16 protein-coding genes are annotated in these 20,338 nt (G+C 49.3%); 7 read left to right on the top strand and 9 right to left on the bottom strand.

Annotation, left to right across the window (positions count from 1 at the left end; all coding sequences use genetic code 11):
• The first annotated feature begins 302 nt into the window (after positions 1 to 302).
• Complete coding sequence (locus COW20_01420) at positions 303 to 779, top strand: hypothetical protein (GenBank protein PIW50909.1); 477 nt, start codon at positions 303 to 305, stop codon at positions 777 to 779.
• Here the strand turns inward: COW20_01420 and COW20_01415 are convergent, their stop codons facing one another.
• On the bottom strand, positions 780 to 1,574 hold the full coding sequence (locus COW20_01415; protein ID PIW50908.1) for a hypothetical protein: 795 nt from the start codon (positions 1,572 to 1,574) through the stop codon (positions 780 to 782). It lies immediately after the preceding gene.
• Entirely contained in the window at positions 1,535 to 1,969 is a 435-nt protein-coding gene (locus COW20_01410) for a hypothetical protein (protein ID PIW50907.1), read from the bottom strand. The genes COW20_01415 and COW20_01410 overlap by 40 nt, the downstream gene beginning before the upstream one ends.
• 104 nt (positions 1,970 to 2,073) lie before the next feature.
• Here COW20_01410 and COW20_01405 point away from each other — a divergent pair, with 104 nt between their 5' ends.
• The 5 genes from COW20_01405 to COW20_01385 all read left to right on the top strand — a co-directional run bounded on the left by COW20_01405 (position 2,074) and on the right by COW20_01385 (position 9,477).
• Positions 2,074 to 2,664 carry a hypothetical protein gene (locus COW20_01405; protein ID PIW50906.1) on the top strand — a complete coding sequence of 197 codons (591 nt, stop codon included), beginning with the start codon at positions 2,074 to 2,076 and terminating at the stop codon, positions 2,662 to 2,664.
• A gap of 32 nt (positions 2,665 to 2,696) precedes the next feature.
• Positions 2,697 to 4,814, top strand: a complete 2,118-nt coding sequence (locus COW20_01400; protein ID PIW50905.1) for a cyclic nucleotide-binding protein — start codon at positions 2,697 to 2,699, stop codon at positions 4,812 to 4,814.
• 237 nt (positions 4,815 to 5,051) lie between these two features.
• Positions 5,052 to 5,666, top strand: a complete 615-nt coding sequence (locus COW20_01395) for a hypothetical protein (GenBank protein PIW50904.1) — start codon at positions 5,052 to 5,054, stop codon at positions 5,664 to 5,666.
• A gap of 195 nt (positions 5,667 to 5,861) precedes the next feature.
• Positions 5,862 to 7,190: a hypothetical protein gene (locus tag COW20_01390; protein ID PIW50903.1), complete on the top strand. Its 1,329-nt coding sequence runs from the start codon at positions 5,862 to 5,864 to the stop codon at positions 7,188 to 7,190.
• Between the two features lie 157 nt (positions 7,191 to 7,347).
• Complete coding sequence (locus tag COW20_01385; GenBank protein PIW50902.1) at positions 7,348 to 9,477, top strand: hypothetical protein; 2,130 nt, start codon at positions 7,348 to 7,350, stop codon at positions 9,475 to 9,477.
• Here COW20_01385 and COW20_01380 read toward each other — a convergent pair.
• The 6 genes from COW20_01380 to COW20_01355 all read right to left on the bottom strand — a co-directional run bounded on the left by COW20_01380 (position 9,474) and on the right by COW20_01355 (position 16,712).
• Positions 9,474 to 10,850 (bottom strand): hypothetical protein, encoded by a 1,377-nt coding sequence (locus COW20_01380; GenBank protein PIW50901.1) that lies wholly within the window; start codon positions 10,848 to 10,850, stop codon positions 9,474 to 9,476. The two genes, COW20_01385 and COW20_01380, sit on opposite strands and share 4 nt — an antisense overlap.
• A 76-nt stretch (positions 10,851 to 10,926) precedes the next feature.
• Positions 10,927 to 12,015 carry a dinitrogenase reductase gene (locus COW20_01375; protein ID PIW50900.1) on the bottom strand — a complete coding sequence of 363 codons (1,089 nt, stop codon included), beginning with the start codon at positions 12,013 to 12,015 and terminating at the stop codon, positions 10,927 to 10,929.
• Between the two features lie 17 nt (positions 12,016 to 12,032).
• On the bottom strand, positions 12,033 to 13,049 hold the full coding sequence (locus COW20_01370) for a peptidase M48 (GenBank protein ID PIW50899.1): 1,017 nt from the start codon (positions 13,047 to 13,049) through the stop codon (positions 12,033 to 12,035).
• A gap of 30 nt (positions 13,050 to 13,079) precedes the next feature.
• Entirely contained in the window at positions 13,080 to 15,104 is a 2,025-nt protein-coding gene (locus COW20_01365) for a hypothetical protein (GenBank protein PIW50898.1), read from the bottom strand.
• Positions 15,097 to 15,663, bottom strand: coding sequence for an FABP family protein (locus COW20_01360; protein PIW50897.1), 567 nt, complete (start codon positions 15,661 to 15,663; stop codon positions 15,097 to 15,099). The genes COW20_01365 and COW20_01360 overlap by 8 nt, the downstream gene beginning before the upstream one ends.
• Positions 15,664 to 15,746: 83 nt before the next feature.
• A complete protein-coding gene (locus COW20_01355; protein ID PIW50896.1) occupies positions 15,747 to 16,712 on the bottom strand; it encodes a DUF808 domain-containing protein in 966 nt (321 codons plus the stop codon).
• A 136-nt stretch (positions 16,713 to 16,848) separates the two neighbouring features.
• Here COW20_01355 and COW20_01350 point away from each other — a divergent pair, with 136 nt between their 5' ends.
• Positions 16,849 to 19,092, top strand: a complete 2,244-nt coding sequence (locus COW20_01350; protein ID PIW50895.1) for an ATP-dependent RecD-like DNA helicase — start codon at positions 16,849 to 16,851, stop codon at positions 19,090 to 19,092.
• A gap of 226 nt (positions 19,093 to 19,318) precedes the next feature.
• Here the strand turns inward: COW20_01350 and COW20_01345 are convergent, their stop codons facing one another.
• A complete protein-coding gene (locus COW20_01345) occupies positions 19,319 to 20,254 on the bottom strand; it encodes a hypothetical protein (protein ID PIW50894.1) in 936 nt (311 codons plus the stop codon).
• Positions 20,255 to 20,338: the final 84 nt, after the last annotated feature.

Here is a 20,338-nt window from a genome sequence, read left to right as displayed (position 1 = left end):
AAAACCTCAGGAGACCGAGGACGTGGTAATTCGCTTCAATGCCGGAGTTCGTGCCCTTTAATGGGCTTTTTTCATTTTTTGCCTGTTTTTCTCACCCTTCTTATGCTCCTGGGGGCTCTGGTCTGGTCCTGCTTCAGGAAGGGTTTTGAGAGATACGCTGTAAAAACAGTGTTCCTTCGAGACTGCACCTTCTCTCGGAAAGATAGATTTGTATAAAAGGACTGAAACTTGTCACCGGCTTCACTGATTCTCAGATCGTAATCGGGTATTCTTTTAAAGAAATCCAATCCGAGGACAGGTATATGCGCAAAAATCTACTGGCCAGTCTGGTTTTAGCTGCTGGGCTTTTATTGCCTTTTGGCGCAGAAGCGCGACCCTATGAATTAAATACGCCAGAGGCACGGGCCTTGGCCGGGGTGATCGACCAATTGCTGCTGGCACATAGCGAAAAAGATCTCAACCGTTTAATCAGCTTGTTTCATCCCCAGGCCCGTGCGCTTTGGTCCAATGGCAAGCAAATGGCGAACCGGAATGAAATCAAGCAGACCTATGCCGATTCGTTTTTAGGCTATCGCAAATTCAGTGGCAGTTGGATGCCTGATTTTGTCGATATCGAAGGAGAGACGGCTTGGATGACGGGTGAAATGAATTGGTCTGCCGTTTCAATCAAAGATCAAAGCCCGATGGAACTGAGTGTGAGAAGCACCTATATTTTGCGCAGGGTCAATGGAAACTGGCAAATAGTGCTGGAGCACTCCTCGCATCGACGCAATGAATAATTAGTGGCGGGTGACGGGGCCAAACCCCAATTCCTGGGCAAATTCATAGACCTCAACAGCCAATTCCTGGCCTGGACAATCGGTATAGTGCAGCGGATCCTGGGGGAAGCGCAAAGCTTTGCGCTCTTGATGGCTGAAGAGGCCTTCCTGAAAACCACAGGCGCAGCGCAAGGCACTTAAAAGGTTTTTCAAGGCTGTCAATTGACGGGGATCGGGTTTGACCTGGCTAAAATCTCCATTCAAAACAATACCCAGATTTTGTGAATTGTCTCCTTCAGCGTGAGAACCCATATACCCCAAGGGGCGCGCTTCGTAGATCTGGCCTTCGGCATTGATATAAAAATGATAGGCAATATCTGCCTTGGGATCTTCCTGGTTTTGATGAAAAGTTTGCAAGGCCTGAATACTCAGGGCCGTATGGGTATGGTGGACGGTAATTCTGCGAAACCAACTGCAAACCGAGGCTTGTGCCGCATGGGGTTTAAAAGAGCGCCCATCGGGAATAACGGGGCCAGCCCCCCAAGTCTTGCGGCCTATGATTTGAACATGCGCATTTCCATTCAAACTGAGTGTGTAGTCTGCTCCCTGGGTTTCAAAAAAACGTTGCAGGGCAGCCTGATGACAGGTGCTTGTCTGGTTTTTCAGTGCTTGCTCAGCGGCGTTAAATTTTATTTCAGCCCAATCGGGCAGAGCTTCGGCCTGAGCCGCTGAGGCCAAGATCCAGAGGCTGGCCAGGCAGATTTTTAAAAGGTTTTTCAAGGTTTTTCCTCTTCCGTTTGAAAATCTGTTTCCCAATTCAGAAGATTTTCAGCCTGGGTCAAGGCCCAGGCTTTGCGATTGACTTTTGTTTTGAGGGAAGACTCAGGGCAACTCAATCTGAACGAGCCGCTTGGATAGAGATAGGGCCAAAATTCAGGGCCCAGCGCAAGTTCTACGCGGTAATCGCCGGTTTCTGTTTTGACGGGCATGCGGCTCCAGCGGCCATAGCCTGGTGCCAGGGCGTCAGCACGCAAAAGCTCTATTCTTAAGGGCACACAGGTTTTGTCGATGCCCTGAATGACCAGTTGGGCTGTTTTGTTGATGATCAGGGTTTGCGCTCTGGGGGCGATGGGTTCAGCCCTGTTTTCGTTTTCTGCGGCTTGAACGCCCAAGCTGAGTGAAAGAATGCCAAGCACAAGCAAACGCTTCATGGGAGATCTCCTTGGAAAAATCATTTTTTTAGCTTAGCAGGTCTGGCGCAACCCAACAATCTTGCCCCGTGTTATGATCAGCAGAAATTACAAATTCAGGTTGAGTGAACCCCATTTTCTCTTCAGTTCGAAAAATTCCTGTTTGGCTGCAGTTTTTTCAAATCATGGGCTTGCCTTTGGCAAGCCTCAGTTCACTGCTGCTTTTGGCTTCACTTTGGCAATTTTGCTTTGGCAGGCATAGCTTTGGGTTGAATTTTCTAGCCTTGGTTGCACTTTGTTTGGGCCTGGTTTTTGGGGCTGCCGTCCTACGTGAGGGTTTGCGCTTGAATCGGCTTTTAAGCCAGGGCATGATCGAAAATCTTTGGCTTGAAAAGTCAGTGCCTCACCCCACGCGTCAAGGCATTCTGATGGGCTATTTTTATGCCCCCAAGGCTGAAAAACGCTTGATCCTGCTGCATTCCAAAGGGCCTTGGAAAGAAGGCCAAGCATATACTTTTCTCTATATTCAGAAAGATCTGGAGGGGGGTGTTCTGCTAGAAGATTTTCCGCTGCCTTTGTGCCAGTCTCCATCAGGTGGTTTTCTGTTGAGGGATGCTTTTGCTCTTTTCCAGATCCTCAGAATGCTGCTGACGGTTTTGATGCTCGGCTTACTTGGTTTGTTTGTTTTTGCGGGTAAAATAGGAGGGAGATTCTGAGGAATTTCTATTTAATGTAAAGCGTGGCTTGAATGATAATGCAGACCCCTCCCGTACTTCAACCTGAAGACCTGGATATTCTGACTGTTTTTGCAGATACCGAGGATCGCCATCAGCTTTTGCCCTATCTGGATCCGATCGCTTTGGAACCCGATGAGGTGCTGATTCAGGAGGGCACAGAAGGCGATGAGATGTATTTTATTCTGCGCGGCCAAGCTCAGATTTGCAGGGCAGGCCTGCAATTGGGGTCGATCGCTGCCGGTTATCACGTTGGTGAACTGGGGCTGATTACCGGGCGCGTCAGACGCGCTTCGGTCAAGGCTGTGACCGATCTGTTTACAGCCCGTTTGACCCGTGAATCGTTTAGCCGTTTAAAATCTGAAAAACCCGCCTTGGCACTCAAGCTGACTGAAATATTGATCAGTTTACTGGGTTTGCAGCTGACCGATATGACCGACAGTTTTGGGCGCTTGAGCCAGGAGCGTTCCTTGCCCCGGCGTTTGAACGTGACGATTCAGATTGCAGGGCAACCCCATCCCTTTGAAGTGCCGACGGGAACGCAGGCCCAAACCCTTTTGCCCAAAGAGGTAGATGGCTGTCCTGTGGTGGCTGCCTTGGTCAACCACAAATGCGTTTCTCTGAATACGCCCATGATGTCGGATGCCTATTTGGAGCCATTGACCGTTGCACACTGGGAGGGTGAGCGGATTTTTCGTCACAGTGCTGCCCTGCTTTTGCTTGAAGCAGCGCACCGCCTCTATCCCGGTATTAAACTGAGCATGGCCTTGTCGGTTGGCAGCACGCAATGGATTCGCGTTGAAAATTCCCCAACTGAATCAACGGTTGTATTGGCTCAAGCAATTCAGGGCATGATGGAAGAAATGATTCGTCAGAAAAAAAGTTTTCGCCATGAATGGTGGGCGCTGGAAGAAGCCATTCCCTTTTTTAGCGAAAATGATCGGCGTGAAGCGGCCGCTCTGGCACAGACCTATCGCAATAGCCGGATTTCTTTGGTGAGTTGCGGTGAGTTTTACGCGGTAAGCAGTGGGCCGCTTTTGCCCCATGCAGGCTATTTGCGCAAAATCCACGTTCAAGCGGGCAGTCAGGGCGGGCTGATCCTCACGACCTCGAGCGAAGGGCCCTCTGCCGATGATCTGGCTTCTTATGCCCATTTGATGCAGGACAATATCCGTTGGCTTGAGTCGATGAAGATCGCCAGTATTGGAGAATTTAACCGTGCCTGTATCAATGGGGAGGTCTCTCAATTGATACGCGTGGCCGAGGGCTTTCATGAGAAACGCATCAGCCAGATTGCGGATCGTATTGGTGAGGAGCGGGAACAGATTCGGATTATCTGTATTGCCGGTCCTTCTTCATCAGGCAAAACCACCTTTATTAAACGTCTCTCTGTGCAATTGCAGGTCAATGGACTGCGTCCCCTGAATATTTCGCTGGATGATTATTATGTCAACCGTGAAGAGACGCCGCTGGATCAAAATGGAGAGTATGACTATGAATGTCTTGAAGCGCTCAATACGGATTTGCTCTCAGAACATCTCTCAAGGCTTTTGGCTGGGGAAGAGGTGGCTACTGCGCATTATGATTTTCCCAAAGGATTGAGTATGCCTGAAGGGGGGCCGCGCTTGAAATTGGGATCAGATAATATCTTGCTTTTGGAAGGCATTCACGGCCTGAATCCCAAACTGCTCAAGAACCAAGTGCCCGAAGACCAACTGTTCAGGATCTTTATTCAACCCATGGCCTCGCTTTCCTTGGATGAACACAGCCGGGTTAATCCTTCAGATCTTCGCCTCTTGCGCAGAATTGTAAGAGATCGACACAGCCGGGCTACCAATGCGGCCGATAGCATTCTGCGCTGGCCCTCCGTTCGTGAAGGGGAGCATAAACATATTTTTCCCTTTGTCAGTCAGGCAGATTTGATTTTTGATACGTCTTTGATTTACGAATTGTCTGTTTTAAAGGTCTATGCTGAACGGTATTTATTGGAAGTTCCCCATGACCATCCGGCCTATGCAACGGCTTACCGCCTGCAAAAGCTGATTGGATTGTTTGTGGCCCTCTATCCCGATCATGTTCCTCCGACTTCGATCTTAAGAGAGTTTATTGGCAACAGTGGATTTGATTATTGAGGTGTTTATAACTTTTTCGTGAATTCTTAACTGCATTTTGAAAAAGAAATTAACCTTTAATTAAGAGGGCTAAAATGCAGTGGTGATAAGATTCTTTTAAAATTTGAAGATAAAAAAGAGATGAAAGTTTAATTTTTTCTTAATGATTTAAGCAAGTTTTAATCTCGACTTAATATAATAGATCTATCAAAGGTTTATTCGAGATATATTTGCTTAATTAAGAAAGGGTCTTTTTTTATGCCAATTCAAAGCGTTTCTTCTACTCCTGTCACTCCGATTCTTACCAAAAACAGTACCATTACCCCTGTTCATTCCGATGCTCATATCATTGGCAAAGCTGCCGCTACAAAATCAAATGATTTCAGCACCACCGATATTTATATCCGTCAGTCCAATGGTCTTGAAGGTGCCGTTTTGGGCATGTTTAACGCCTATGTCGATACCAAATCTGCCATGGATCGCCAAATGAACGGCCAAGTGGTCACCGATTATGGCAATGTAGGTGCCTCTGTAAAACGTGCAGTGATTCAACGCGCAGTGACCTCTACCGTGCGCAATGGCTGGTCAGCTTTCCGTGGCAAAGCCACCCTGGCAGAAGCCGGTGGCCGTGTGGTGGGCGATGTGGCGACCTCTGCTGTCAGCAGTGGTGTCAGCTCAGTTGCCAATAACGTAGCCGTCTTTGCTTTGGCCAAAGCGGGTGCCTCTTCCTTCCCCGTGATGGTGGGTGGCATGTTGGTAGGCTGGGGCGCAAGCTATGCCAGCCAGAAAGTTATGCAAAAAACCGGCGCACAGGCCGCGATTATTAATAAAACCACCGAACTCCTGCACAGTGCAGGCGTCAGCAATAACTGATTTTGACCCTGAGCCTGAAATAAGGCCCTTCGGAAAACGTCTGAAACGCTACGTTTTCTGAGATCTCGAACCGGAAGCCCGGAAGCGTTTTCCGGGCTTTTTTTTCAGGATTCACCCTGCAAGTTCCGTGAATTTTGCCAAATCTACATAAAAATGTTACCCTAAATTATTATTTTCAGTTCAGGAGTCCCCCGCATGAAGTCTAAAATGAATCAATTGATCAGCGCAGCACTCACCACAAGTTTACTCGCCGCTTGTAGCCCTGTCGCTGGCCCCCTTCTCAGTGCGCAGAACAATCCCGCGCTTTTGAACCGTCAGAGTGCTTCTGCACCCGCTTCCAAGATTTTTAATACCGATTCCCGCGCCAAAGTGATTCCCAACCAGGCCATCGTTAAAGTACGCAATGCGCAAGGTTTTCTTCAGACTTTATCCCGTTCATCTGCCCGTGCGGTAGAATCCTTTGATCTGGACACCCGCGTTTATCTCGTTGAAAGCACCAATCGCAATACTGAAGATTTGGTGCGTCAGTTTAGCCAGGATCCCAATGTGGAATTTGCACAGCCCAATTATTTTATCAGCATCGCTCAGAGTATTCCTCCTGCTCCCCGTGGCAATGGCCGCCCTGCGGTAGCTGCTCCCAATGATCCCTTGTTTGAACAACAGTGGCATCTCCCCCATGTAGGCGCACTGGATGCCTGGAACGCTTCCATGGGCAATTCTGATCTGCTTGTTTCTGTTGTGGATACAGGTGTTGACTATAATCACCCTGATTTGAAAGCCAATACCATTAAAGGCAAAGATTTCACAAAGGAATCTGCTGATGGTCTCGATCCCATCGACAGTTTCGGCCATGGAACCCACGTTGCTGGAATTATTGCTGCTGTTGCCAATAATGGCATCGGCGTATCTGGCGCGGCTCCCAATGTGAAGGTTTTGGCTGTGAAAGTACTCAGTGCCAAAGGCGGAGGCAGCCTGTTTGCCATTGCGGGTGGGATCAAACACTCAGTAGATATGGGTGCTAAAATCGTGAACCTCAGTCTGGGTGGCCCTGCTGTCACAGATTTAATTTCCTCTGCTGTTGGCTATTGGGCGACTAAAAAAGGTGCGCTGCTGATTGCCGCAGCAGGCAATAGCAATACGGCTGTTGGCACTCCTGCCCGTATTGATGACTACTATATGGCCGTAGCCGCCAGTGATCAACAGAACAAACGTGCCAAGTTCTCCTGCTATGGTAAAGAGCTGAGTGTTTCTGCACCGGGTGTTCAGATCATGGCCACCACACCGACCTACAAGGTGCCTCTGAATGATTATGGTTATGCCCAGAACTATGCCTTCCTGCAAGGCACTTCCATGGCCACCCCCCTGGTTTCAGGGATTGCCGCTCTGGTCTGGAGCCGCCACCCCGAATGGACTGCAAAACAAGTGCGTCAGCACCTTGAAAAAACCGCGATTGATGTCGGTGCTCCTGGCAAAGACAATGAATCGGGTTATGGCATTGTCAGCGCAGCTGCTGCACTGAGATAAGTCAAGCTTTATGAATAAACAGCCTCCGAAAGGGGGCTGTTTCTTTTTTTGTTTTGAAGAAAGGGCTGCATTTTTTGCCTCTCAGTTTTAAGCCTGAGTGTATTTATCTTTTGGGGCTTTCCAGAAGGAGTATACTTGAAAAAAGTCGATTGAAAACTTGGATAAAACGATGAAAAAGAAATCACTGACAGGTCTTTTGCTTTCACTTAGTTTGACAGCTTTTTTTGCTCCTGGGGTACAGGCCGCAGACCATGAGCGACGTGTGATGATATTGCCCTTTCGCAATTTGACCCAACAGGCAGCAGATAATTGGTTGCGGGATAGTTTTTCAGAAAGTCTTTTGATGGGCTTGGGCCGGGTAAAGTCCTTGCAATTGGTTGAGCGTGCGGAATTGGCCCAGGTGATCAAAGAACAGGCCTTTATGCAGACCTTGATGGCAGATCCTGATAAAGCGCCGCAAATTGGCAAGTTGGTGGGCGCAGACTATATGGTCACGGGCTCCTTTCAGAAAGTGGGCAGCAGAATTCAAGTCAATGCAAGATTGATTCGGGTGCAGACGGGCGAGATTGATGCTTCAACGCTGACCCAAGTCCAAGGGAGTTTTGAACAACTCTTTGAATTGCAGCAGAACCTGGCTGACCAATTGGTGGATAAGCTTCAGGTAGAGCGCAAAGCCGATGAAATTCAGAAGATGAAATCTTCTATCGCCGCGACCCGTTCAACCAAGGCCCAGGAGTATTATTTGAAGGCCAAAGAGCGAGAAGATTTTTTGGTGGGAGAGCAAACCCTGAGCGAAGCGATTCAGAATTATCGGGCTGCAATTCAGGAAGATCCCAATTATGCTTTGGCTTGGGCGGGTTTGGCGGAATCGCTTGCAAGCCGGGCTCAATTGAAAGGGCAGTGGAGCCAGACAAATCATCAGGAGGACGGGCCAGAGGCACTGCGCTGTGCGGATCAGGCCTTGAAACTCCAACCGGATCTTTCAGTTGCTTGGCGTGCGCGTGCCAAGGCTTTAAATGCCTTGAACCGGAATGAAGAGGCCCTGGCGGATGCGAAAAAATCGGTTGAAATTGAGAACTCAAGTAAGAATATCATTTGGTATTTGGGCTTAAGGCATCCTGATTTCAATAAATTCAGCCCTTCAATGTTCGAGTCGATGCAGGCCGAAATGAAAGAGTTGGGAGCAGATTTTGATGACCCCCTGATCAAAATGACCCTGGCTTCTCAATACGTGTATAAATTTATTGCCGAGCCTTCAACCGACCTCTCACCCGCTTTCCGGCTTTTAGAGCAGGCGCTTGAAAAGCGTCCTGACAATGTGCCTGTGTTGATGTTGCTTTCTTCTTTCAACTTGATAAAAGGAGATCTGCCTGCCGCGAAGAAATATCTTGAACGGATTGAGGCAATAGACCCAGACAATCCGATTTTGCTCTATCTCAGTGCTAATTCTCTGCGCTTTATTGACAAAGACAAGGCCCTGGCGCAATGCTTAAAAGCCTTGAAACTTCAGCCCAATTTAATTTATGCCCGGATTTTGCTGATGGAAATTTACCAGCAGCAGTTTAAAGATATTCCAGCTTTTGAAGCGACGTTTAAGCTGGCCCGTGAGGAGGCTCCTTTAAATGGGCATGTTTACCAAACCGCAGGCACCGTGTATTTGCGCTTGAAACGCTATGATGAAGCCATTCAAGAATTTGAGTTGGCTGAAAAATACCATCTTTTGACCGACACTTCAGAAGCCAAGATCAGCTATGGAATTGTTTTAAAACTCAAGGCCGATACCTATAAGCGTGCGAATCAATTGGATTTGGCTTATCAAACCTATCAGGCAGTGATTGCCAATCAGGCGATCATGGATCTGACCCGCGCCTTTGCCCAGCGTGAAATGGCGGATATTCTCTATCAGAAAAATGATTTCAGTGGGGCCTTGGTTCATTTCACAGCCTTTATGCAAGGGGCTCCAGGCTATGCCAAAGACAATGAAATCCTGGCAAACTATCGCCTGCTCTATCTCCTGGCCCAAGAGCAGAAAGGGCAGGGCTCTGCCGCTGTTTATAATGATATCGGCCAGAATTTTCTGATTCTTGGCAATCGAGAAAAAGCCCTGAGTTATCTTCAGAAAGCCTTGGCTTTAGAGCCCCAGAATGCAGTGGTGCATTATAATCTGGGCGTCTATTATCAAAAGAGCAATCAAATAGACAAAGCCCGATCTGAATTCAGTCGGGCTTTGGCGCTCAAGCCTGATTATGCCAAAGCACAAGAGGCTTTAAAGGATTTAAAACCTTAAGGTGCTGTGGGGGTGACATTGACTTCGAAGCTGGCCTGCTTTTCAATTTTGCCCCCATTGGCTTTGACCGTAATGGTCAGGCGGTAGCGACCCGCTGGGGTGAGTGTGGGTGGCGTGCCATCTTCCTGTAGCAGGAAGAGCAAGGCATTGTAGCGGTTCGGCAAAATCCCTTTGGTGGTGAGCTGGCTGGGGAAAACCTTCGAGTTCACAGGCAGGTCGGGAATATCCAAGCTTCTGATCTGCAAACTGACTTCTGGCTTGTCGGGGCCATTATAGCTCAAGCGAATGGCGGCAGCATGCATGACCTGACCTTCTGCAACCTGAATAGAAACATCCGGGCGAAGCAGAACCACATCTCTGTCTGCGGTTGCACCGACCAGAGTTTCTACATTTTCCTTCAAGATTTGAATCGATCGGAAAATCACACGGCCGTCTATCACTTCAAGATTCAAGGCGCGGGGTTGAGGCGTGGGGGTCGGAGTGGGCTCAGGGCTGGGTTGGGCACTGGGTGTTGCACTGGATTGAGGCGTGGGGCTGGCACTGGGCTGGGTATTGAGCAGGGCTGCCAAAGCCGCGTTGGCGCGCAGAACGGCCATTAATTCTTCAGGAATTTCATTGATCAGACTTTTCAATTCAGCAGGGTTGATGGCCAGCAGGCTAGGAATAAAGGCATTGGCAATCTGATTCAAACTGAGCGAAAGGGTGCTGGTTTCGCCTGAATTGCCCTTCAGATCACGTTCCAAAGGCGAGGAGGTGAGGGTGCGACCCGTTAATTGAAGACTGAATGTCAAACTGAGTTTTTGGTTGCCTGCGGGGATATCTTTGAAATTGAGAGTATTGTTGCCTGGTAAAAACTTACCCTTCAGCGTTGCGCTACTTAAATAGCCATCCCCTGAAATTTTCATTTCGGTTTGAATTTCGATGGGGGGATTTTGGGGCAATTTCAAATCAAGATCGTGAAGATTTGATTTGAGTTCAAAGATCGCCTGTGTGGTTTGTGAGGCGGTTATTTCTACGTCTTGAGTGGCAGTAGCCAAGGTTTTGTTTTGATCATAAGCCAGAATCTTGACGGTCTTGGCCCCCGTGGGGAGATCTGTGACAGTGTGGGAAACTTGTGATTCTTTGGCTGTGAAAGCTACTTTGACTATTTTGGCTTCAGAGAGCCCGGCTCCAGAAATCTGAATTTCAAAGCTGAGCGTTTCAGGGGGGATGGCCTGAATGGCGAAATTGTGTTGGGCCTGCTCAGGCAGTTGAAATTTAAACACCATCTGGCCAGTGGCTATGGGGCCATTTACTGGAATTTGGCAAGCCGCCATGCTGCTGATGAGCAGGAGACTGAGGGCGGTCTTCAGGGGCAGATGAGCATAACGCATAGATGATTCCTCGATTTTGCTTGATCCAGATTCTTCTATTGTAGCTTTCTTACAATTTAGACGTAAAGTCAGAAAGCTATTTATAGGGGGGTAAAAACCTTCTAAAACCGTGAATAATCACGATCAAGAGAAAAACGAAATTGCGCAACAAGACTCCTGGCCAATTGAGTGGCAGTTCAGGTTGGGGTTCTCCCAGCAGACAGGTTTGCCCCAGACGTTCACCCAGCGCTTGAATCCATTCAACATTGCGGGGCCATTCCCAAAGTCGTTTCAAAAGTTCTGAGGGCAGCTTTTCATGGCCGATCTGTGCGCCAATGATTCCCCCCAAGAGTGCGCCTGTGGTATCTGTATCACCGCCACATCGGATGATATCGCTGACCCCCCGGCGAAAATTGCCCTGGTTTTTAAACCAAGTATAAATTACGGCGGGGACTGTGTGATAGATATAGCCAGAAATTCCATTTTCACATTTGAGTCCGGCTAAAAATTCAGACAGGGTTTTGCGTGCTTCGAAATTGCGAACCGCTTGCTCCATCAGCAAGAGTAAATCATGGGCTTCTTCAGGCAAAATCTGGCGGATTTGCTGATAAAATTCTCTGGGCTCCACATGATCTGAACGCGCGGCCATGCCTGCTGCCACTGCCAATACCAAGGCGCCAAATTCGGCACGGGGATCGGTATGGGTCATGCGGGTTGAGATCCGATTATAGTGTTTTAAAACATCGGGTTCTTCTAAAAATAAGATTCCCAAAAGCGAGGCGCGCATGGCGGGGCCGTTTCCCGCTGAAAAAACACCGGATTCAAGCGGGCTGATTCCCAACCAGAGTCTGATGATTCCCTGCAGGGTGGAGAGCCCAATGCCAGCTGGCAAGCCCAAGAGCCAAAAGCGCAGTTTCCAGGAAAGCTTGCGTGCAAATACGGCTGGGTTGCCTTGGGCACCAATCAAGGCCTGGGCCACCAAGGTCAGATGTTCCGTATCATCTGAGAACATGCCACGGCGAAAAATAAAATGATAGTGCTCCAGGTCAGGAAACATGGCATGTTGGCGCCGATAGGAGAGGCCTTCGCTTGGCAAGCCCAGTGCATCGCCTAAAGCAGTGCCCAAAAGACAGCCCGTCAATGCGCTTTGAATGCGCTCAGGATTTTCGATCGAATGTTTAAGCATACGCCAGTTTACTGGGTTCAGGGCTCAGGGGGAAGAATTTGTTTTTCAGACCGCAGCAAGGCCTGGTAGCTTTTGGGCGAAAGATCTTCGGTCCATTTGATAATTTCAGATATTCTCCAGACGGGAAAGGGATGGGTGGAACGGCTGGCAAGCATCAGAGTCCAAAACTTATCCAGAAAATCCTCTTCATAGGCGCGTTCAAATTCTTTGGCTTGTTTGATAAAGGCATCCAGATTGGCTTCTCCCTTGAGGCTTCCCCCTGCCAATTTCATGAGTGCGCTCATGACCACACGGGGGTTTTGGGTTACCAGTAAGGCAGCCCGATCACAGCTTAGTTCTGCTTTTTGGCTCCACATGAGAAGTGCCATTTGGATCGGCATGCCAATTGTGCCTAAAATAGCGCCAATTCCAGCCGCATTTAAAACACCTTGGGTGATCAGCAGCAAGGTAATCGCCGCAGCGCGGTAGAGCAGGTGTTGGCAGTGGATATGGCCGACTTCATGGGCCAAAACGGCCAGTAATTCTTCATCACTTAAGCGCTCCAAAAGTCCGGCATAAATGATGATAAAGGGATCTTCAGTGCCAGAAGTCTCGGCATTCATGGCGATGCCACCAAAATTATCGGTGACAGAAACATAGAGTTTTGGTTTTCTCACATTGAGGGTTTGACAGACAACCTCAAGTTTTGCATCCAAATCAGGGAATTGATCGGGCCCCACTTGAAGACTGTTGGCATTGCACGCTACACGTATCATGCGCTCAACGGTCAGGGCCAAAAGTTTTTTCAAGATCATATCGATGCCGGGGATCTGACGCAGGGCTTGAAGGGCCTGGCGATCGAGTGGATGGGCATAGGCATCGGGATCCACAAACTGCCATTTTAAATGCGGTTCTTCAGAAAGGGGAAGTTTACAACGCCGGCAGTTGGGGGCCTTATCATGATTATCCCAATAGGCATTATTCTTGTGGCAATACCGGCAACGAAGGCGTTTTCGCTCTGCATCTGCAGGAATATCTGCTTCTGTCTGACTCATGAAGATCACCTCCGCAAGGTTGGGTACGAATTAAGATTGGTCTGAATCCGCTTTGTGCATTGTATACCAGTTACGCAGGCTTTGAAACAGGGGCGAGGCTGGAGCTTGCCACAGCCCGGCTTCTGGCTTACGTTCGCGGCTGCAACTTAGCATCAGAAAACGCCTCGCGCGGGTGAGTGCGACATAGACCAAGCGGATACTTTCTGTTTCTTCTTCGAGGGCGAGCGTATCCAACATCGCTTGGTAGGGAAGGCCCTCCTGAAGTGCCGCCAGCAGGGTTCGCAATTCCTGATCCTGCGAGCTGAAGGGCTGACCAAATTGGAAAAGGGGCATGAGGACAGCATCCCATTCGAGGCCCTTGGCGCGGTGGACGGTTAATAAATGAACCTTGCCAGGGGCTGTCAGTTGCGCCTCTTCTTCTTGAGGGGCCATGATCTGTCGAATTTTACGCAGGCCCGTTTTTTCTAACCAATGTAAAAATGCTTCAAGTGATTGTGCCGAGCTGTTCCAACGGGTTTTGAGCCAGAGTTGATGCAAGAGTCTTATTTGAAATTGGTCCCGGTTCTCTGAAAGCAGATGGCCAGCGATCCATTCCAAGAGATAGGAGACAGGATAATGCAGATGGTGAATCAGGTATAAAAGATCCTGTGCCAAGCGCTGCAAGCTTTGCCAACTTTCGCGCTCCAACTCAGGGGTATAGAGGCTGCCCTGGGCCAAGGCCTCAAGTCCTTCCCGTACACTGTGATTTGCAAAAAGTGCATTCAAGGCTGCTCGGGGATAACCCCAGCCACAGAGAAATTGTTGCAGGTTGGGAAAATCATCAGGTTTTAAGAGGTATTTGAACAGATCCCGCAAGACATGAATCAGCGGAGAGCGAAAAAAATGTCCCAGACTTTCATTGTGTAGTTGAAGGGGCAATTGGGCCTGACTGAGTTCCTGCTGAAGCCAGACACAGCTCAGATTGGTGCGGCAGAGAATGGCCAGGGTTTGGTTTTGCTCCAGAAGGGTTTGGCAAGCCTGTGCAAGGGCCGTAATTTCTTTGTTGAGGCTGGGATACTCTTTGATCCATATCCAGCCTGGCTCAGGATTCTTAAGGCCAGCCCGAATTTCAACCTGCGAAGGAAAGGCTTGAGCATAGTGCTTCAAATAGGCATTGGCGAGGGCCATCAAAGGGGCTGAGGAGCGGTTGCTCTGCCCCATGGGAAAACTTGTTGAGCGCTCGGCAAATTGAGTCAGACGGCGATAGTCTGCGCCATTGAAACCATAAATGCTTTGATTGGGGTCACCCACGCGCAAAAGATTGCCCTTTTCTCCAGCTAAAAGTTCAAGCACTGCACTTTGCGTAGGATTTGAATCCTGAGCTTCGTCTTCAATAATCCAGGGATAACGCACCTGCAAATGTTGAAGCGCAAAGGGATGTTCGAGCAGCAGTCTGTGGGTTTCTGTGATCATCATATCGTAATCAATGAACTGTGCTTCGGCGAGTAAAATTTGATATTTTTCTAAAATTTGTGGCAGATAAAAAAGCAATTCCTGGTGTTCACTGGGAACCCCTGTCAGATCCCCGACTTCTTCAAGGGCATGAATGGGTTTTCTGAAAGGTTTGTGGCGATAGCGGGGCAAGAGAATATCTGCGGTCATGCGCACATAGTCCAGTTGAGAGTGCCCCAAATGCAGTTGGGCCAGAATTTCTTCAACCAGCGCATATTTGCGCTCTTCGGTTAAGACTTCCCTCTGGCTATAGGCAGAATGCAGCTGCCTTAAGATTTTATTGCAAAAGGCGTGAATCGTTGAAAATACAGGCTGGGCAATTTGCCCCTGCAAGAGATTTTGGGTGCGGGTTTCAAATTCGCTTGCCGCACTTTCGGTAAAGGTCAAGACCAGAATTCGGCGGGCAGGAATTTTTTTGTTTTGTACCCAATCGGCCACCAAATGGGAAATCAAGGTGGTTTTACCCGCCCCTGGAGCTGCCAGAACAGCACAGTGGCCCCCCTGGTAATGCTTGAGAATTTTCGCCTGATCTTCCATCAGGCGAAAAGAGAAGGATTCAGTCACTGATTTTTTTCAGGGTGTTTTGATCGGTATGATGAAAAATTTCATCACGGCCTTTCATTTTCATTTGGGTGTCTTCAAGGTAGCTGAAACTGCCATCTTCATGAACGGTCACGCTTAAATCATAGCGAAGGGTTTTAAATTCGCGATCGAGAAAGCGATTGGAACAGATACCATAGGTTTCGGAACCCAGCTCGGCACTGAGTTTAAAAGCTTTGGCATCGGGCTCCACTGTGCCCCCAGCCAGAACGGTCACGCCACGGGGAACGATAAAACAGCGCATGACCTGTTTCTCGGCAGGATCCCAAAGCCAATAGCCCACTTCATCGTGGAAAGAATCCTGTGCTTCAAGACGCCAGGCCATGGTGGTATAGCGCAGGCCATAGAGTTGCTGTTCATGGTTGTCGACGGGGCCAAAGGGTTCAAGTACAAGATGCTCACGGTATTTATTGTTTTCGATGCCACGGTCATCACTGGGGGCAATATCGTCTCCCTTGCTGCCTTCCCATACGCCGGCAAGAGCAGCTAAAGGGCCAAGTTTTGCACGCAAATCTTCTGTCATGGGCAACTCCTCAATTCACTTTCAATATCCCTATTATACCCGAGAGCTTTGAAACGGGGCTTCAGGCTGTGAACTGGCTTGGCTTAGCTCTGGGACGGTTTTGCTTTGCCTGCTGCTTTGATTTTGCTCAGGCCAGTAACCGCAAGCAGAACCACAATGCCAGCCACAATACCAAAAAGGGCATCCAGAACCGTTGGCAACAGCCCTTCAAGGAAATGTCCAATTTGGGGAATCTCATGAGTTCCATGCGCAAAGGCATGAATCCAGTCATGTACACTGTGAATCCCATGGGTCAGGATTCCGCCCCCGACCGTAAACATGGCAATGGTTCCCAAAATCGCAAGAAGTTTCATCAGGCGGGGGGCTGCCAGAACCAAGCCTTTGCCGATCATGCGGTTAAACGCCGGGGCAGGCCCCTTGGGGGTGTCTTTGCAGAGATAGAGCCCGATATCATCGAGTTTAACGATGCCAGCGACAATCCCGTAGACGCCAATCGTCATCAAGAAGCCGACCCCTGACAAGACGAGCAGACGGCTCATAAATGGGGCTGTGGCAACGGTTCCCAGTGCAATCGTAATGATTTCAGCTGAAAGAATAAAATCGGTGCGAATGGCCCCTTTGATTTTTTCTTTTTCGAGTGCAGCCAGATCCACTTGGGGATCTTCAAGTGCTTCGGCCAATTCAGCTTCATGCGCGGCGTCTTCTTCTGCGCTGTGTAAAAATTTATGTGCAAGTTTTTCAACACCTTCGTAGCAAAGATAGGCACCTCCCAACATCAGCAGGGGGGTGACGGCCCAGGGAGCGAAGGCGCTGATCAAAAGCGCAAGGGGGATCAGGACAATTTTGTTTTTGAGTGAGCCGACCCCAACAGCCCAGACCACAGGCAGTTCGCGTTCTGCACGTACACCTGCCACTTGTTCTGCGTTCAGAGCCAGATCATCTCCCAAAACGCCTGCTGTTTTTTGGGCTGCGACCTTGGTCATGGCGGCCACGTCATCCAGAATCGTGGCAATATCATCAATCAGAGCTAATAGACTGCTTCCGGCCATTGGGGACGTTTCCTCATTGAAAAATTTCGCTTCTTGAGCTTGCTATTTGTTGCATCAGTATACCTGAGAAAATTCTGCCCGTCTTTCTCTGCATACAGCGTTGTACAGCCTGCTGTTTTTCGCTATAGTGAATACCATGTCCCCAGTCTCATCTGCTACTCTCCATACTTTTGAGGGCCGGGTTCGGGAGATCAGTTTTCAATCTCCAGAATCGGGGTATACCGTGCTGCAATGCAAAGATTTGGAGACCCAGGTGGTGGTCACCGTGGTGGGTGAAATGCCCCTGGTCAAAGAAAAAGATCTGCTGCGCTTTCAAGGACAATGGATTCGCCACCCCCGTTTTGGCAAACAATTCAAGGTTCAGTTTTATGAGACCGTCATGCCCACCAGCTCTGAGGGCATTGAGGATTTCTTGGCAACGGGCTTGATCAAAGGCATTGGGCCCGCAACGGCCCATAAAATCGTGCGCCATTTTGGCGAAGAGACCTTGATGATTTTGGATCTTCAACCCGAGCGACTGGAAGAAGTGCCTTCGATTGGTACGCGCAAACGCGAACAGATTATGCAGAGCTGGCAAGCGCACCGGGGTCTGCATCCGATCGTGCAGTTTCTACAGGCCCATGGTCTCTCTGCGAGCTTGGGCCCCCGTCTGTTTAAAGAGTACGGAGCCGGAACGCTCAATTTTTTACAGACCCGCCCCTATGATTTGAGTCGTTTTTGGGGCCTTGGCTTTGAAAAGGCGGATGCCTTCGCCAAGAATCTGGCTGAAAGACAGGGGCTTCCCTGGCAACCCGAGCAGCCCGAACGGGTTCAGGCCGGGCTGAAGCATTTACTACACCAGGCCAGTCGAGAGGGGCATCTCTATCTTCCACTTGAAAACCTGATCGCAAGTGGTGAACGTTTGTTGCGTGTCAAACCGGTCGCTTTGGTGCCAGCGCTTGATTTGCTGATGGAAAAACGCGAACTTTGGCCTGAGCCCCGCAAAACAGAAGCGGGTCAAAAACCACTGTATGATATTTACCTAATGAAATATGGTGAGGCCGAACAGGAAAGTGCTGAGCGACTCATGGCGCTTTTGGCCCATCCAGAACCCCTCGAGCCAGAGGCCTTTGAAACTTGGGTGCAGACCTACGAACAAACCCATCAGATGCAGTTTGCTGAAGGCCAGAAATTAGCCATTCGTGAGGCGATTCAAAACAAGGTCTTTATTTTAACAGGGGGGCCTGGAACCGGAAAAACCACTGTGAGTAAGGCGATCCTCGCCTGGTTTCAGGACCACAAGCGCAGGTTTAAATTGGCTTCTCCCACCGGAAGAGCGGCCCGACGTCTCAGTGAGGTGACGGGAGAAGAGGCCTTAACGCTTCACCGATTGCTTGAGTTTGACCCCCACAGTCGCAGTTTTCAGCGCGACGCCAGCAATCCACTCAGTACCGATTTGATTCTCTTGGATGAAGTTTCGATGGTGGATATGGAACTCTTTGCGGATTTGCTTCAGGCCCTCACGGATCAAACCCGTCTGATTCTGATTGGCGATGCCGATCAATTGCCCTCTGTGGGGCCTGGGGCTGTATTGGCTGAATTGATTGGCTCTGGGGGAGTGCCTTCAGTGCATTTGACAGAAATTTATCGCCAGGCCCAGGCCAGTCGAATTGTCAGCAATGCCCACAGGGTCAACCATGGCGAAGCGCCTGTGCTCCTGCCACCAGCAGGACGTCACCGTGAGGAAGATGCATTTTTTATTCCTACCCAGTTTCCTGAGGAGACACTCGCCCAATTGCAGGATTTGGTTTCGCGCCGTTTGCCCGCAGCTGGTCATGCCCTCGATGATCTGCAGGTGCTGTGCCCCATGCGCAGGGGGCCAATCGGTACCCAAGCTCTCAATCTTGTGCTCCAGGAGGCTTTGAATCCCCCCGCTGCTGAAAAACCCGAATTAAAACTGGGCAACCATGTCTTTCGACCGGGTGACCGGGTGATTCAACTTAAAAATAACTATGATCAGGAAATTTTTAATGGGGATTTGGGCAAGATTCTTAGCCTGGATGCTGAGAACAGGCAACTGGAAGTGGCCTTTGCCGACAAGACTTTAATCTTAGAAGACGAGCATTTGCAGGAACTGGATTTGGCCTATGCTTTGACCATTCACAAGGCCCAGGGGGCTGAATTCTCTGTGGTGGTCATGGTCTTGACCCGTCAGCACCATGTCATGTTGCAGCGCAACCTGCTCTATACAGGCATGACCCGCGCCAAACGCCTGTTGATCCTTTTGGGGGATCCGCAGGCGGTGGAGCTTGCGGTCAGAAATGATCGGCTGCGCCGCCGAAACACCCGTTTGGGAGAGCGTTTAAATAGCTTGAAGGCCCTTGCTGAACTTGAATTGTAAATCATCGCTCAACTTTTTCGCTTTTTAAAGCTCAGCTTTGATTGAGCAGGTTCAAGCATAAAGAACCCACTAAATTAGTATTCATAATCGGTTGAGCAACCTGCTGATTTGTTTTGCGTGGAGCAGTTTCTGTTTCTGAAATCAGGAGAATAGTTTAGATTTAGATGCATACATCAAGAGGCCCCCGAAAGAGCCTCTTGGTATTGAATTTTTCAGTAGCTGTAATTTATTTGACAGTAAAGCCAGCGTAGGCCGGAGCAACTTTCAAAACAGAACGGAAGAAATCGTAGGAGAGATAGCCGTAGCCTTTGTCTCCCCACTCCTGGCCCCAGGAATTGCGAATAATAAAGACCTTGCGGGTATTGTCATAACCCACTGCCACCACTGCGTGTCCGCCCAAGAACTCATCGTTGGGACCCGGATTGGGAATCAGACCGTCGGGGCCTGTCATGCCAATGCTTCTGAAAACAGCAATCCCAAAGACGACGGGTTTGCCATCGGCCAGTGCCGTACGCATGGCTGAAACCGTATTGATTTGCTTCCAACCTTGAGAAAATCTGAATTTCTTGGCTTCTGCAATTTGAGCACTATTGGGTTGCTCTGTCAGCAACTGGTTGAAAAGGGCAGGATTCTGTTCAGGATCGAGCACAGGGAAGGGGAAGGATTGATCAGGCATCATGCCATAGGCATCCAGAATGCGTTGGGCATCAGAAATCATCATGCCGGTGTTTTCGGCCAGGGTGCCTTCCATTTTGCGACCCATATTCCAGAGAAAACGGGGAGAAAAACGCATATTCCAACCGCGTTTGCGGGCGAAGTATTCACCGAAGCCTCCGATTGAAGAAAATCCGACGCAGGCATTGGTGGCCCCTTGGTTATAAATGGGAGAAAATCCTGGGCGCAAATCGACCACTTGGGGGCGATTGGCCATAATAGAGAAGGTTTGACCATCTTCACGCATGGGCTGACTGCCTTGCAGGTTCAATCCCAGGCCGTGGGGAAATTTGCGTTGGCTGGTGCCCGCACTGAAACTGCGCAAGGCTGGGGTAGAAAAGCGATTTAAACTGGGGTTGAGGGCTGCTTGGGTCATGGCCGGAGGAAGGGTTTGACCTGCACAGGCAGTTAAGAGGGCCAGGGGAAGTAAACGGGCAAATACTTTCATGTGAAAATCTCCTACGCTATTGGAATAATCATTTCATCGCAAAAACAGGTTTGAATATTGCCTGTTTAAAGCTAAAGTTAGAAA

It is taken from the genome of bacterium (Candidatus Blackallbacteria) CG13_big_fil_rev_8_21_14_2_50_49_14 (assembly GCA_002783405.1).
GTDB lineage: Bacteria > Cyanobacteriota > Sericytochromatia > UBA7694 > UBA7694.
This window is presented reverse-complemented; position numbering and strand designations above follow the sequence as displayed.

Excerpts from the sequence above, each read along its gene's own strand:
- COW20_01345 (PIW50894.1), bottom strand. The coding sequence starts at position 20,254 with ATGAAAGTATTTGCCCGTTTACTTCCCCTGGCCCTCTTAACTGCCTGT.
- COW20_01410 (PIW50907.1), bottom strand. The coding sequence starts at position 1,969 with ATGAAGCGTTTGCTTGTGCTTGGCATTCTTTCACTCAGCTTGGGCGTT.
- COW20_01400 (PIW50905.1), top strand. The coding sequence starts at position 2,697 with ATGATAATGCAGACCCCTCCCGTACTTCAACCTGAAGACCTGGATATT.
- COW20_01375 (PIW50900.1), bottom strand. The coding sequence starts at position 12,015 with ATGCTTAAACATTCGATCGAAAATCCTGAGCGCATTCAAAGCGCATTG.
- COW20_01360 (PIW50897.1), bottom strand. The coding sequence starts at position 15,663 with ATGACAGAAGATTTGCGTGCAAAACTTGGCCCTTTAGCTGCTCTTGCC.
- COW20_01420 (PIW50909.1), top strand. The coding sequence starts at position 303 with ATGCGCAAAAATCTACTGGCCAGTCTGGTTTTAGCTGCTGGGCTTTTA.
- COW20_01380 (PIW50901.1), bottom strand. The coding sequence starts at position 10,850 with ATGCGTTATGCTCATCTGCCCCTGAAGACCGCCCTCAGTCTCCTGCTC.
- COW20_01370 (PIW50899.1), bottom strand. The coding sequence starts at position 13,049 with ATGAGTCAGACAGAAGCAGATATTCCTGCAGATGCAGAGCGAAAACGC.
- COW20_01390 (PIW50903.1), top strand. The coding sequence starts at position 5,862 with ATGAAGTCTAAAATGAATCAATTGATCAGCGCAGCACTCACCACAAGT.
- COW20_01355 (PIW50896.1), bottom strand. The coding sequence starts at position 16,712 with ATGGCCGGAAGCAGTCTATTAGCTCTGATTGATGATATTGCCACGATT.
- COW20_01395 (PIW50904.1), top strand. The coding sequence starts at position 5,052 with ATGCCAATTCAAAGCGTTTCTTCTACTCCTGTCACTCCGATTCTTACC.
- COW20_01350 (PIW50895.1), top strand. The coding sequence starts at position 16,849 with ATGTCCCCAGTCTCATCTGCTACTCTCCATACTTTTGAGGGCCGGGTT.